The following is a 14,807-nucleotide window of genomic DNA, read 5'->3' as shown; positions in this document are numbered from 1 at the left end:
GATCTCACCCCATGGAGTTACAGCTAATATGTCAATTAAACATCCGGTTATAGCCGTCACCGGCTCAAGTGGCGCAGGGACAACCACCACCAGTCTGGCATTTCGCAAAATTTTTCAGCAATTGAATATCCGCGCAGCGCAGATTGAAGGTGACAGCTTCCATCGTTATACCCGTCCTGAAATGGATACCGTCATCCGTAAGGCACGGGATCAAGGCCGACATATTAGCTATTTTGGCCCAGAAGCCAATGACTTTGGTCAGTTAGAAGAGAGTGTGTCGCAATACGGCGAGCATGGAACCGGGCGCTCACGTAAGTATCTCCATACCTATGATGAAGCCGTGCCCTATAACCAGATCCCAGGCACATTCACCCCTTGGGAGGCGTTGCCGGAACCCACTGATGTGCTGTTTTATGAAGGTCTGCACGGCGGGGTCGTGACCGAACATCATGATGTCGCAAAACATGTCGACTTGCTGGTCGGCGTGGTACCGATAGTCAACCTGGAGTGGATTCAGAAATTAGTCCGTGATACCGGCGAGCGCGGCCATTCCCGTGAAGCGGTCATGGATTCGGTGGTGCGATCTATGGACGACTACATTAATTACATTACGCCACAGTTCTCACGCACCCATATTAACTTCCAACGTGTTCCGACGGTTGATACCTCAAATCCGTTTGCCGCCAAAGCCATTCCGTCACTGGATGAAAGTTTTGTCGTCATTCATTTCAGAGGTTTGGATCAAATCGATTTCCCCTACTTGCTCGCAATGTTGCAAGGGTCGTTTATTTCCAATATCAATACATTGGTCGTACCCGGCGGGAAGATGGGGCTGGCAATGGAGCTGATTATGGCACCGTTGGTGCAGCAATTGCTGGAAGGTAAAAAAATCGGTTAATCCTTCGTCCTTGAAGCCGCAGTAAAGCAATTGCTGGAAAGAAAAAATAATTTGACGCTATCCCAACCCAAAGTAGTTGGGGCTGCAGGTAGGCGGCAAGCGAACTCATCCCGATGAGCTTACATAAGTAAGTGATTCGGGTGAGCGAGTGCAGCTAACAACCCTGCAGCTTCAAATACGAAGGGGTTAATTACGCGATGTCACGGATTTCAAAACTATGGGTAATGGTCGCCGCTTTCCCCAACATTAAAGAAACCGAGCAATACTTCTCGGCCGAGAGTTCAACCGCGCGCTCAACGATTTTATCCGTCAGGCCTTTGCCACTGACAATAAAATGCAGGTTAATTTGCGTAAACAGGCGCGGAGCTTCTTCCCGGCGCTGGGACGTTAACGTCACTTCGCAATCGCGCACATCGTTACGCCCTTTCTGTAAGATAGAAACGACATCAATTGCACTACAGCCACCGGCCGACATTAACAACATTTCCATCGGACTTGGCGCTTTGTCTCCAGCATTCCCATCCATTAAAATTTGATGACCTGAAGCGGACTCACCTAAAAATGTTAGCCCTTCAACCCACTTTACACGTGCCTGCATAACTCTTGCTCCCGGTTAAATTTTCCGATTCAGACTACGCTTTCATTTACAAACTGGCAATGTAACCCGATGTTCATCATGCTGAAGCGATACAACACAAGACACTAGCCTCATCCTGTGCTACAAACAGAACCGAAAGTATTGTTTTTAGAATTAAATAGGGTAGCTTCTCAATACTCAGTGAAGGGTTTCTATCCGGTACGTATCTTGGCTATACCTTTCGGCAGTTGAGCAAATTAATATGCTAAGAGAAAGTGTATTTTATAAGCACGCCGTACAGGGAACTCTGAGCCCTGTTAAGTTAGGCAGCGATAACAACAGAGGATAACAGCGAATGGTTCTCGGCAAGCCACAAACAGACCCGACTCTCGAATGGTTCCTGTCTCATTGCCATATCCACAAATATCCATCGAAGAGTACGCTAATTCACCAAGGTGAAAAGGCCGAAACGCTTTACTACATCGTGAAAGGCTCCGTTGCGGTGCTTATCAAAGATGAAGAAGGTAAAGAGATGATTCTCTCCTATCTAAATCAGGGAGATTTCATCGGCGAACTTGGATTATTTGAAGAAGGCCAAGAACGTAGTGCCTGGGTCAGAGCAAAAACTGCCTGTGAAGTGGCTGAAATTTCTTACAAAAAATTCCGCCAGTTAATTCAGGTCAATCCAGATATCTTGATGCGCCTGTCTTCACAAATGGCGAATCGCTTACAGATAACATCTGAGAAAGTGGGTAACCTTGCTTTCCTTGATGTGACTGGACGCATTGCACAAACGCTGCTTAATCTGGCAAAACAACCTGATGCCATGACCCACCCAGATGGGATGCAGATAAAGATTACTCGCCAGGAAATTGGTCAAATAGTTGGCTGCTCCCGCGAAACTGTGGGGCGGATACTAAAAATGCTGGAAGATCAAAATCTGATCTCCGCACACGGTAAAACGATTGTCGTTTACGGCACTCGTTAATTCCCTATAAACCGGTGCCGCTACCTCGGCACCGGTTTTCTTCATTTATACCCGTTATACTTCAAGCTGCATGTGTGTTGGTTGCTTTCATTACTCGGCCCGTCCATGGGCCTCGCCTCTTCGAGGCCGCTGCAAACAGTGTTCAAATCGGTTCCAGATCGATTTGTCACCCCAGTCACTTACTGGTTGTTGAGCTTACAGTAAGTAGACTCTTGGGAATTTGCTCAATTGCCGCCTTCCTGCAACTCGAATTATTTAGGGTATTATTTTGTGTAATTAATAAATTTCTGGGCCTATATGAAATGGCAACGGCTTATTTATCATCCTGAAGTTAATTATGCGCTCCGCCAAACACTGGTTCTCTGCTTACCGGCGGCGTTGGGATTTGCCTTTGGTGAATTGCGGCTGGGGTTGATGTTCTCTCTGATACCGGCCTGTTGTAATATTGCTTCGCTCGATACTCCCCATCAATATTTCTTCCGGCGGCTGATTGTCGGCGGAACGCTCTTTACTTTCAGTAGTTTTCTGACTCAACAATTACTGCTGTGGGATATCCCATTGCCGGTAGTGATGCTTGGTCTCGCATTAATGTTGGGGGTAAGTGGTGCCATCAGCCAGCTCAATGGCCGGCTGCTCCCAGCCGCATTGATCGCCGCGATTTTCAGTCTCAGCATGGTAGGTCGTGCGCCTATTTGGCAAGCACCATTGATGTGTGCTGTGGGGACCCTCTGGTACGGGGTATTTACCTGGCTATGGTTTCGGTTATGTAAAGACCAACCCATCCGCGAACCACTGAGTCAGCTTTACCATCTGTTGGCCGATTATTGCGATGCTGCGTACTCTTTGCTCCGTCAGCGCCAGAAAGCGGAAAAGATGATGCAAGCCCTGCTGGATAGACAGCAAGGCATTATGGATAAAATTAACCAACTTTATCAACAGTTTAACCTGCTACACAATGCCACCCAAAAAGAGCAAAAGCGGCTACTGATTCTCTTCCAGATGGCGCTTGATTTGCAGGAACATATCACTGCGGCGATGAATCAGTCAGAAAAGGCGGAAGAACTGATAGAGCAAAGTTCGATAGAGGCCATCCTTGAGCGTAATATGCAGATTATCTCAACACAAATGCGCACCATCGCCGATAATATTCTCTATCACCACCGCGCGAAGACTCATTTCAGTGCCGGTGATGCTCTGGTCGAGCTGGAAGAAGTTGCCCAGCAACATCCAGATAATCCGGTGGCACAATTCTGCTATTACCATATCAGCCACATTATCCAGATTCTGAGTGACCAGCGCCCGCAATATGAACGCGATTTGATGTGCAACCAACTACCTCAACCATTCTGGCCCGCACTTGTCAGCTATTTATCATTTAAATCCAGTGCATTGCGTGATGCAGGCCGCATGGGCGTGACGCTGGCAGCAGGTAGTTATGTCGGTAGTCTGATCCATCTGCCTAAACCTTATTGGATTTTACTCACCATCATGCTGGTGACGCAGAACGGCTATAACGCCACTAAAATTCGGATTCACCACCGAGCTCTAGGTACTCTGATTGGGTTGTTACTTGCAGCGGCCCTACTGCATTTTCAAATGCCGGAAGGGACTACGCTGAGCATCATGTTGCTCATCACACTGGTCGCCTATCTGGTTCAACGCAAAAACTATGGCTGGTCAGTCATCTTTAGAACCATCACTACAGTGTATATCTTGCAGTTATTGACCGGAGAGGGTGCCGACTTTTTAGTTCCACGATTGCTGGATACCTTAATCGGCTGTGCATTAGCCTTCGCCAGCGCACTATGGTTGTGGCCACAGTGGCAAAGCGGTTTGCTACGAAAGAATGCGCATCAAGCACTAGAGAGTTATCAGAAGATTCTACGCATCCTACTGAAACCAAACCCAGATATTGGGCAGCTCGCCTATGAACGCATTCAGGTGAACAAAGCCAGCAATGCTGTTCTGAGTTCACTCAATCAGGCCATGCAGGAACCAGGATTTAACTCAAAATATTTAGCCGACATGCGCCTATGGGCCACCCATAGCGAGCTTATTGTTGGGCATATCAATGAGATGACTATCCTGACTCGCGCCTATCCATTAGAAGAATCACCGCTGGAATCAGATAAACACCACATTCAGCTGACTGTAAAATTGGCGGAAGAATATTTACAGCTTTGTGAGATGGCGATTCAGCAATGCCAGCAACGGCTGGAGTCGGATAATAGTGAGGGGAATAACGATTTTGTTCAAATGTCAGATATCAACCCTGATACACAAATATCTGAATCGGAACGCAATTTACGACGCATCTTGTCACATCTCAGCGTAATGCATACCGTTTCATCTCTGGCATGGCAGCAACAACCGCACCACGGTATTTGGCGTCGGGGCAAGTAACAGAGAAGCGCCTAAAGTGGAGAGGTTAAAATCTCTCCACGGGCTTATTTACCCTTGCACCAGGCTAGCAATCACATGTTCCAAACGCGCCATACCTTGCTGAATATCTTCTTGCTCAATCACCAGCGAAGGTGCTAATCGCAACACATCTGGCCCGGCATTGAGGATCATCAAGCCATTCGCTGCCGCGGCTGTCAGGAACTCGCGCGCGCGCCCCTGGTATTGCGGTGCTAATTCAGCGCCAATCAATAGCCCCATGCCGCGGATATCACTGAACACATGATACTTGTTATTGATATCTTGCAGAGCTTGCACAAATAGGCCGTGGCGCTGTTCAATACCATTAAGTACCTCAGGGGTGTTAATGACATCCAGCGCGGCTTCTGCAACCGCACAGGCGAGAGGATTGCCGCCATAGGTGGTGCCATGCGTGCCTACCGCCATCACCGATGCAATTTCCTCTGTGGTCAGCATCGCACTGACAGGGAACCCGCCCCCCAGAGCTTTAGCTGTCGTGAGGATATCTGGCGTCACACCATAATGCATGTAGGTAAACAGCTTACCGCTGCGCCCCATACCGCTTTGCACTTCATCAAATACCAACAGCGCTTTATGTTGATCACAAAGCGCACGAACCCCTTGTAGGAACTCAGGCGTGGCAGCAGTAATCCCACCTTCACCCTGAATAGGCTCCAGCACGACTGCACAAGTGTGGTCGTCCATGACGGCTTTTACCGCCGCCAGATCATTAAATGGCACGTGGATAATATCCGCCGGTTTTGGGCCAAACCCATCGGAATACTTTGGCTGCCCACCAACAGATACAGTAAACAGCGTGCGCCCATGAAATGCATTATGGAACGCAATGATTTTAGTTTTATAAGGACTATGGCGTTCAATGGCGTAATGACGCGCTAACTTAAACGCCGCCTCATTCGCCTCACCACCCGAGTTGGCGAAAAACACCCGATCGGCAAAGGTTGCTGCAATCAGTTTCTGCGCCAAACGCAGTGCTGGCTCATTGGTAAATACATTACTGGTATGCCATAACATTTCACCTTGCTGATGCAATGCTGCCACCAGTGCAGGATGGCAATGACCCAATGCAGTAACCGCAATTCCACCTGCAAAATCAATGTATTCCGTACCTTGTTGATCCCACACGCGGCTACCTTTCCCTTTTACCGGGATAAACTGCGCAGGCGCATAAACAGGCAAAATAACCTGATCAAATGTACTGCGAGTTACTGCTAACTTATCTGCCATTACGCTGTCCATCCTAATAAACCATTGAGCTGCCAATTTATGACACGTGAAAATATAATCATAAAATATGCATAAAAAATCATAACCAAGCAAACAAAAAATCAACCAATGGACAAAGTAGATCTCAACAGATTAATTTTTAAGGAAATTATCTAATAATTGATGGCCTTGCTCGCTAAGAATGCTCTCCGGATGAAACTGCACCCCTTCCAGTGGCAAGGTGCGATGGCGGATACCCATAATCTCATCCATCACTCCGTCCTGCTCTGTCCATGCGGTCAGTTCAAAACAATCAGGCAATGAATCGGCGGCAATCACTAAAGAATGATAACGGGTAACCGTTAGCGGCTGATTAAGCCCACAGAAAACACCCTGCCCACTGTGGCGAATTGCTGTCGTTTTACCATGCATCACTTGTCGCGCCCGCACGATACGCGCCCCAAAAGCCTGCCCTAGTGCCTGATGACCCAAGCATACGCCCAGTATGGGTAATTTATCAGCAAAATGACGAATAGCATCCAGGGAGATCCCGGCCTCATTGGGGGTACAAGGACCGGGGGAAATAACCAAATGAGAAGGTGATAGTTTTTCAATATCAGTTAGTTGTACTTCATCATTGCGTTTAACCACCACCTCTGCGCCCAGCTCGCAAAAATACTGGTACAGGTTGTAGGTAAACGAATCGTAATTATCGATCAATAACAGCATTTCATATCCAAAAAATCAGGTTAGCGCTTGCGCCCACCAGTAATTGACCCCAGAACACCGCGCAAAATTTGTCGTCCCAGATCGCGTGCCATACTTTTAGCCGCAGTCTGAACGATACCATCACGCTTGCCACCACGTGGGCCAGTAGAACCAAATAGCAAATCATTCAGTCCATCCATCAATCCGCCGCCCTGACTACTCGGCTGCTGCGGAGCTGTCGAACCGTCTGGAGCCGCGTCTCCCAAGGTGGAGGAGCCACCTGCTGATAACTTCTCATAAGCCGACTCGCGATCCACCCTCTCTTCATAGCGGCCATACAGTGGTGAATGATTGATCGCGTGATTACGTGCTGCAGTGTCCAGTGCACCCATTTTAGATTGCGGGGCAATCACCATAGCGCGCTCAACGATATTGGGCCGCCCTTTCTCATCAAGGAAGGAAATAAGTGCTTCGCCAACACCCAGCTCGGTAATCACCTGTTCGGCGCTGAATGCCGGGTTAGCGCGCATCGTTTGTGCCGCAGATTTAACCGCCTTTTGATCCCGTGGAGTAAAGGCACGTAGAGCATGCTGCACACGATTGCCCAATTGGCCGAGAATTTTATCAGGAATATCCAATGGGTTTTGTGTCACGAAATAGATGCCAACCCCTTTAGAGCGAATCAGCCGTACCACTTGCTCAACTTTATCCACCAGCGCAGTCGGGGCATCGGTAAACAACAAATGGGCCTCATCAAAGAAAAAGACTAATTTAGGTTTATCGACATCACCCACTTCAGGTAATTGCTCAAAAAGTTCAGCTAGCAACCAAAGCAGAAAAATTGCATACAGTTTTGGTTGATTAATCAGACGGTCAGCGGCCAGCAGATTGATAACCCCTTGCCCATTGCTGTCAGTTCGCATCAAGTCGTGAATGTCCAACATCGGCTCGCCAAAAAATTGATTAGCGCCCTGCTCTTCTAAAGTCAGTAAACCGCGCTGGATAGCGCCAATCGAGGCGGGTGTAATATTGCCGTATTGGGTGCGGAACTGTTTTGCATTATCGCCAACGAATTGCACGATGGCGCGTAAGTCTTTCATGTCCAGCAGCAGTAGGTTGTTGTCATCCGCAATTTTAAATACCAATTGCAGTACACCACTTTGCACGTCATTGAGATCAAGCAAACGTCCCAGCAGTAACGGGCCAAGATCGGAAATGGTGGCTCGGATTGGATGGCCTTTTTCAGCGAAAATATCCCAAGGCACAATCGGGCACGCTTGGGGTTGCCAGTCTGACACCCCAATAGCCGCCAACCTTGCTTGCAGCTTTTCAGACTCAACACCTTCAGCACCGATACCGGATAAATCGCCTTTCACATCAGCCAGAAATACCGGCACGCCAATGCGGGAAAATTGCTCGGCCATTTTTTGTAGCGTGACGGTCTTACCCGTACCTGTCGCACCAGTAATCAAGCCATGACGGTTTGCTAATGCCGATAAAATTACTAAATCCTTTGCCGGCTGTGCCTTCGCGATAAGCAATGCTTCACTCATAAACCGTTACCCCCAACTGAGACAGATAATTGATTATATGCAACCTGGTCAGGCAAAAGGATTAATTTCTGATGAGGATGGGATGTTAGCAGGGTATATCAGCCTTCGGGGAAGAAGGCTGACGACTAAATCATTAAGGTAAAACTTTTGCCGACAGAATAGTGATCGGTTTCACCGGCACATTTTGGTATGGCCCGACGTTTTCTGTCTGAACCTGAGAGATTTTCTCTACCACATCCATCCCCTTAACCACTTTACCGAACACGGCATAGCCAAAGTCACGTTGGCCATGATCGAGGAAAGCATTATCTGCCACGTTGAGGAAGAACTGGCTGGTGGCGCTGTCTTTATCTGCGGTACGGGCCATGGAAATGGTGCCACGCAGGTTACGCAAGCCGTTATCTGCTTCATTTTTGATCGGCGTTTTAGCCGTCTTTTGTTTGAAATCGGCAGTAAAGCCCCCGCCCTGAATCATAAAACCGGGGATAACGCGGTGGAAAATAGTGTTGTTGTAATAGCCGTTGTTGACGTAATCAACGAAATTCTGTGTTGAAACCGGTGCCTTCTGGCTATTGAGTTCCAACTCAATATTCCCAACCGACGTTGTTAACAACACATGAGGTTCACCGGCGGCTAAAGCTGCGGGCACCACGGCGCTTAGGGAGCAAATTGCAATGAAGGTCACTAAAGTACGTTTGAACATTAACGGTTCCTTTCTGTGGGATGCGAACAACGGAAAAGCGCTTTGATTCTAGAGAGCTGACCCGCTCAATGCCACCCATTTACGGTTATTTACGTAACAGAATAGGCATTTTCGCAGAAAACTCACTACTTCGGCCATTAAACCGCATCGTAGATATTAATTAGCGAAACTAAATCATCTACCCAATCTCAGACAATGCTGAAATTCTGCAACCGGGATCACGTCTTGCTTATTTCCTTGATCTAAGGCTGTCATTTTTGCGAGCAGCATCCCATTTTGTTTTTGGTTAATCGTTAGTCTTCTCTCAAATGAGAGCGCTCTCATTTATAATTTACTCATGTGGAGGCCAAATATGAAAACCTTTAAAATTGCCATTGTTGGCGGCGGCAGTAGTTATACCCCTGAGCTAGTCGATGGATTAATTCAGCGAATTGACCAACTACCAGTTACCGAACTGGCACTGGCTGATGTCGAGTTAGGCCGTCAAAAAGTGGAGATTATTGCCGCACTGACCCGCAGAATGCTGGATCGTCACGGGTTGGAACAGGTGAAAGTTAGTGTTCACTTCTCATTGGATACCGCCATTGAAGGTGCCAGTTTCGTTCTGACACAATTCCGTGTCGGCCAACTCCCGGCACGGGCGGCAGATGAGCGCTTGGGTTTGAAATATAACTTACTCGGACAAGAGACCACGGGGGTCGGCGGTTTTGCCAAAGCGCTCCGTACTATTCCGGTTATGCTAGATATTGCAGCGAAAGTTGAAAAGCTGGCACCGGATGCCTGGATAATCAATTTTACCAACCCAGCCGGTATCGTCACCGAAGCAGTAACCCGCTATAGCAAAGCGAAGATTATTGGCCTGTGTAATGTTCCGATCAGTATGCACCATATGATTGCAAAGTTACTGGATGCGCCTTATGAAGATATTCAGCTGCGTTTTGCCGGCCTAAATCACATGGTATGGGTGCATGAAGTGCTCCAGCAGGGTAAAAACGTCACCGCAGATGTGCTAAACATGTTGTGTGACGGAGCTTCACTGACCATGAACAACATCAAAGAAGCACCATGGCCACCGGAGTTCCTGCGAGCAATGGGTGCTATCCCCTGCCCTTATCATCGCTATTTCTACCAGACACAAGATATGCTGGCAGAAGAAATGGCTGCAGCAGCTGAACGCGGCACCCGCGCAGAACAAGTGATGCAGGTAGAAAAAGAGTTGTTTGATCTGTACGCTGACCCACATCTGGATAGTAAACCGGAACAACTCAGTTTCCGTGGTGGATCATTTTATTCTGAAGTAGCACTGGAACTTATTCGTGCAATTCATAATAATTTAGGTACGCAACTAGTTGTGAATACGACAAACCGTGGTGCGATTCGTGGTTTGTCTGATGGTTCCGTGGTAGAAACCAACTGTATTGTTGATGCGCAAGGTGCACACCCACTGACTTTTGGCCCTTTACCGGTTTCCATGCATGGGCTAACCCAGCAAGTCAAAGCCTATGAGCGTCTGACGATTGAAGCTGCAGTGCACGGCGATCGCCGTAGTGCTTTGTTAGCATTGGTGACCAATCCACTGATTGGGAACGCCAGTATTGCTCAGCCACTACTAGAAGATGTTCTTCAGGTAAATAAACTTTACTTGCCGCAGTTCGCAGATTTGTAACATTCATTCATTTTATACTCTACGTAATTGGAGTTGCAGTTCCCCCTGCAACTTCAAGTATGAAGGGGATTGGAGTCAGCAATGGTCACACTGGAAGACGTCGCGGTATTAGCCGGGGTATCCCGCGCTACGGTATCCCGCGTGGTCAATGGTGATACCAATGTTAAAGCGCAAACGCGTGAAAAAGTAGAACAAGCGGTCGCAGTTTTGGGCTACACCCCGAATCCTGCCGCACGGGCACTGGCCTCCAGCCAAAGTAATACGCTGGGGTTAGTGACCACATCCTACCGTGGAGGTTTTTTTGGGGCTTTGATGGATTTTGTCCAAACTGAAGCCGAATCTCAGGGTAAACAGCTGTTAGTCACTCAGGGGCGGGATAACGCAGATAAGGAATGGCAGGCTATTCAGCGCCTGTATAACCTACGTTGCGATGGATTAATTCTGCATGTCCGTTTTCTCAGTGATGAAAAGCTACATCAGTTAGCGGCAGCAGGCCGTTCGTTTGTCTTATTGGATAGACTGGTTCCCGGTCTGGAAGCCCGTTGTGTTACGTTTGATCATCGCCGTGCCAGCCAAATGGCAACACAGGTACTTATTGATGCTGGCCATCGCCACATTGCTTGTATCAGTGGTTCAGCGCAGCGCCATTCCAGTGAATTGCGTCGTCAAGGCTTTATCGATGCGATGCAATTAGCCGATTTAGATCCGGTAGCTTGTGTGGAAGGGGTTTATGACCTGGAAAGCGGCTATCAGCGTGCAGATGAGATTCTCAAGCGCCCCCCCCACCCCACCGCTATATATTGTTGTAACGAAGAAATGGCTATTGGTGCTCTGCTCGCTATCAATAAGCATCACTTGCAAGTCCCACAGGATATTTCGTTGCTTTGCTATGACAGTGGCGAGCGCGCCCCATTTGTCCGCCCGGCATTAACCAGCTTACATTTTCCCATTGTAGAAATGGCGCGATATGCCACTCAATTGCTAATAAACCCATTGATTCCCAATGCCAGTTTCCCACCTGCGATTATCATGCGCGAGTCAGTTATGCCGCCTAAAAAATAGTATTTATGTAAACTCTCCGCTGAGTAACATGCATCTTCCTGCCACTCTTTCCTTGTGTGAAAACAGACTCAAAATATCCTCATCTCCTGTCATATTCAGAATATTTATCAATGCATCTCCACTGCAAATTGTGACACCTCACTATTTTTCGCAATCGTGTCCCACTCATTGCATTAAAAATTGAATGTAAATCACAAAAACTGACTATGCCTGTGCTAGGATCCGCCGCCTCAGTGCAGAAATGGTTTTAGCGCTTTTTATATAGGCTCTTACTATTATTGACTTAACATTATGCTGACACAGGCTCCATCTATGAATAACAGCAATCGCCTTCGACTCACTTGGATCAGTTACTTTTCATACGCGCTGACCGGTGCGTTAGTTATTGTCACCGGGATGGTGATGGGAAATATCGCAGAGTATTTCAATCTGCCTATTGCCAGTATGAGTAACACATTCACTTTCCTTAATGCCGGTATTTTGATCTCTATCTTCCTGAATGCCTGGTTGATGGAAATCATTCCATTAAAACGTCAGTTAGTCTTTGGTTTCATTCTGATGTTAATCGCCATTGCCGGATTAATGGTTGGCCATAATCTAATGATCTTCTCCATCAGCATGTTTATTCTCGGCGTCGTCAGCGGGATAACCATGTCGATAGGTACCTTCCTGATTACCCACATGTATGAGGGACGTCAGCGCGGTTCACGCCTGTTGTTCACCGACTCATTCTTCAGTATGGCCGGGATGATTTTCCCAGTCGCCGCAGCAATGCTGCTGGCACGCCATATCGAATGGTACTGGGTCTATGCCTGCATCGGCTTGTTATATGTCGGTATTTTCGTGCTAACACTGTGCTCTGAATTCCCGGTTCTGGGCCATAAAGCCACCGATCAAAGCAAGCCTGTGGTGAAAGAAAAGTGGGGTGTGGGTGTGCTGTTCCTGGCGATTGCCGCACTCTGTTATATCTTGGGCCAACTCGGTTTCATCCAGTGGGTACCGGAATACGCTACCAAAACCTTCAACATGGATATCAATCAGGCTGGCCAATTGGTCAGTAACTTCTGGATTTCCTATATGATTGGGATGTGGGTATTCAGCTTTATCCTGCGCTTCTTTGACCTGCAACGCATTGTCACCGTGTTAGCGGCGCTGGCAACATTGGCGATGTACATGTTTGTCAGTACGGATAATCCAGAGCACCTGAGCTACTACATTCTGGCGTTAGGTTTTGTCTCTAGTGCCATTTACACCACGCTGATTACGCTAGGTTCACTGCAAACCAAAGTGTCTTCACCAAAACTGGTGAACTTCATTCTGACCTGCGGTACTGTCGGCACCATGTTGACCTTCGTGGTAACTGGCCCGATTGTAGCTAATAGTGGTGTTCATGCCGCACTGGCAACCGCCAACGGCTTGTACCTGACCGTATTTGTGATGTGCCTGATCCTAGGCTTCTTCACCAAGCACCGCAGCCACGGCCACGTGACTCATTAACTTAGCTGTTTGATTGCCCTGCCGCCATATCGGTTGCAGGGCAATTCTGTTTATACGCTTTATTTAAAATTTACCCGCTCTTCCTGACCGAGATAAATCCAGCTCTCTGCTGGTTGTGTCTTCGCTATCACCCCCCCGTGGCGGATGGAATAATGCACCGGCACTTGCCGCCGCACCGCATCAAAACCGTTTTCTGCTGGCAGAATAATCAGATTGGCACTGTTACCCGGCTGCACACCATAATCTGATAAATTTAGGGTTCTGGCACTGTGGGTGGTTATCAGATTCAATCCATCATTGATTTGGCCGTATCCCATCAACTGGCAGATATGTAACCCCATATGTAATACCTGCAACATATTGGCGGTGCCCAGCGGGTACCACGGGTCGAACACATCGTCATGACCGAAACAGACATTAATCTGTGCCGCTAGCATCTCTTTCACCCGCGTAATACCCCGCCGCTTGGGGTAAGTGTCAAAACGCCCTTGCAGATGAATATTCACCAGTGGATTGGCTACAAAGTTAATACCTGACATTTTCAGCAAGCAGAATAACCGAGAGGCATAAGCACCATTATAAGAGTGCATCGCCGTGGTATGGCTGGCAGTCACCCGCGCGCCCATGTTCTCCCGGTGCGCCAATGCTGCCACTGTTTCGACAAATCGCGACTGCTCATCATCAATCTCATCACAGTGAACATCCACCAGCCGCTGATACTTTTGCGCCAATGCAAAGGCGATATGTAGCGATTCGACGCCATATTCGCGGGTAAATTCAAAGTGAGGAATAGCGCCAACCACATCAGCACCCAGCCGCAATGCCTCTTCTAACAGCGCTGCACCATCAGGATAGGAGAGAATTCCCTCTTGCGGGAAGGCCACAATCTGCATATCCACCCACGGACTGACTTCTTCTTTGACTTCCAACATGGCACTTAAAGCCGTCAAGCTGGGGTCCGAAACATCAACATGGGTGCGGACATACTGAATACCATTAGCTATTTGCCACTTCAGTGTTTGCCAGGCGCGCTGCTTAACATCATCCCGGGTCAGTGAGGCTTTACGCTCAGCCCAGCGCTCAATGCCCTCAAACAAGGTGCCGGATTGATTCCAGCTTGGCTGCCCGGCAGTTTGGGTGGTATCCAGATGAATATGCGGCTCAACAAATGGCGGCAATGCCAGCCCACCTTGGGCATCCAATACCCCATCACCGGTTACTGGCTGCTCCGGTTGCGGCACAATCGCCGTGATTTTGCCCTCGGCAATGGCTATCTGCCACAGCCCCGCTTGCCCAGCAAGGCGGACATTATTAATTGTGCTTAATAAATGATTCGTTAAAGATTGGCCCGCCATAGATGACTCCATGATTGCTTTCGTTATTACGCTTTAGCTTACCCGACCTACCGCCACTCGCCGATTTTCTTTTACTAAAACACCGTTTTAATTTAATGAAGAAAAAAAGCGAAACTGAAACCATTCAGCCAAACATGAATGAAATCCACAAC

General features: G+C 48.1%; 12 protein-coding genes. 6 read left to right on the top strand and 6 right to left on the bottom strand.

The window, feature by feature from the left end; all coding sequences use genetic code 11:
- Window positions 1–28 precede the first annotated feature (28 nt).
- A complete protein-coding gene (locus ACF3VQ_RS01095; RefSeq protein WP_005159760.1) occupies window positions 29–898 on the top strand; it encodes a phosphoribulokinase in 870 nt (289 codons plus the stop codon).
- A 190-nt stretch (window positions 899–1,088) separates the two neighbouring features.
- Here the strand turns inward: ACF3VQ_RS01095 and ACF3VQ_RS01090 are convergent, their stop codons facing one another.
- The gene (locus ACF3VQ_RS01090; protein WP_392433069.1) at window positions 1,089–1,496 is read right to left on the bottom strand and encodes an OsmC family protein; all 408 of its coding nucleotides are present in this window, start codon (window positions 1,494–1,496) and stop codon (window positions 1,089–1,091) included.
- A gap of 334 nt (window positions 1,497–1,830) precedes the next feature.
- Here ACF3VQ_RS01090 and crp point away from each other — a divergent pair, with 334 nt between their 5' ends.
- Both crp and ACF3VQ_RS01080 read left to right on the top strand, forming a co-directional pair.
- Complete coding sequence (crp, locus tag ACF3VQ_RS01085; protein ID WP_002212297.1) at window positions 1,831–2,463, top strand: cAMP-activated global transcriptional regulator CRP; 633 nt, start codon at window positions 1,831–1,833, stop codon at window positions 2,461–2,463.
- Between the two features lie 297 nt (window positions 2,464–2,760).
- Window positions 2,761–4,866 (top strand): YccS/YhfK family putative transporter, encoded by a 2,106-nt coding sequence (locus ACF3VQ_RS01080; protein WP_392433068.1) that lies wholly within the window; start codon window positions 2,761–2,763, stop codon window positions 4,864–4,866.
- A gap of 48 nt (window positions 4,867–4,914) precedes the next feature.
- On the opposite strand, the gene ACF3VQ_RS01075 is transcribed toward ACF3VQ_RS01080, so the two are convergent.
- The 4 genes from ACF3VQ_RS01075 to ppiA all read right to left on the bottom strand — a co-directional run bounded on the left by ACF3VQ_RS01075 (window position 4,915) and on the right by ppiA (window position 9,075).
- Complete coding sequence (locus ACF3VQ_RS01075) at window positions 4,915–6,132, bottom strand: aspartate aminotransferase family protein (RefSeq protein WP_392433067.1); 1,218 nt, start codon at window positions 6,130–6,132, stop codon at window positions 4,915–4,917.
- 132 nt (window positions 6,133–6,264) lie between these two features.
- A complete protein-coding gene (locus ACF3VQ_RS01070) occupies window positions 6,265–6,840 on the bottom strand; it encodes an aminodeoxychorismate synthase component II (protein ID WP_392433066.1) in 576 nt (191 codons plus the stop codon).
- Between the two features lie 20 nt (window positions 6,841–6,860).
- On the bottom strand, window positions 6,861–8,372 hold the full coding sequence (locus ACF3VQ_RS01065; protein ID WP_392433065.1) for a helicase HerA-like domain-containing protein: 1,512 nt from the start codon (window positions 8,370–8,372) through the stop codon (window positions 6,861–6,863).
- A gap of 133 nt (window positions 8,373–8,505) precedes the next feature.
- Window positions 8,506–9,075 (bottom strand): peptidylprolyl isomerase A, encoded by a 570-nt coding sequence (ppiA, locus tag ACF3VQ_RS01060; RefSeq protein WP_392433064.1) that lies wholly within the window; start codon window positions 9,073–9,075, stop codon window positions 8,506–8,508.
- A gap of 352 nt (window positions 9,076–9,427) precedes the next feature.
- On the opposite strand from ppiA, the gene ACF3VQ_RS01055 reads away from it, so the two are divergent.
- The 3 genes from ACF3VQ_RS01055 to tsgA all read left to right on the top strand — a co-directional run bounded on the left by ACF3VQ_RS01055 (window position 9,428) and on the right by tsgA (window position 13,300).
- Window positions 9,428–10,741, top strand: coding sequence for a 6-phospho-beta-glucosidase (locus tag ACF3VQ_RS01055; RefSeq protein WP_392433063.1), 1,314 nt, complete (start codon window positions 9,428–9,430; stop codon window positions 10,739–10,741).
- Between the two features lie 81 nt (window positions 10,742–10,822).
- Window positions 10,823–11,803 (top strand): LacI family DNA-binding transcriptional regulator, encoded by a 981-nt coding sequence (locus ACF3VQ_RS01050; RefSeq protein ID WP_392433062.1) that lies wholly within the window; start codon window positions 10,823–10,825, stop codon window positions 11,801–11,803.
- 312 nt (window positions 11,804–12,115) lie between these two features.
- Window positions 12,116–13,300: an MFS transporter TsgA gene (gene tsgA, locus ACF3VQ_RS01045; RefSeq protein WP_392433061.1), complete on the top strand. Its 1,185-nt coding sequence runs from the start codon at window positions 12,116–12,118 to the stop codon at window positions 13,298–13,300.
- 59 nt (window positions 13,301–13,359) lie between these two features.
- Here tsgA and ACF3VQ_RS01040 read toward each other — a convergent pair whose 3' ends face one another.
- A complete protein-coding gene (locus ACF3VQ_RS01040; RefSeq protein WP_392433060.1) occupies window positions 13,360–14,655 on the bottom strand; it encodes a cytosine deaminase in 1,296 nt (431 codons plus the stop codon).
- Between the last annotated feature and the right edge of the window lie 152 nt (window positions 14,656–14,807).

Source organism: Yersinia fenwicki, from assembly GCF_043099325.1.
Taxonomy (GTDB): domain Bacteria; phylum Pseudomonadota; class Gammaproteobacteria; order Enterobacterales; family Enterobacteriaceae; genus Yersinia.
The sequence above is the reverse complement of the archived record's forward strand: the minus strand, read 5'-3'. Positions and strand labels throughout refer to the sequence as shown.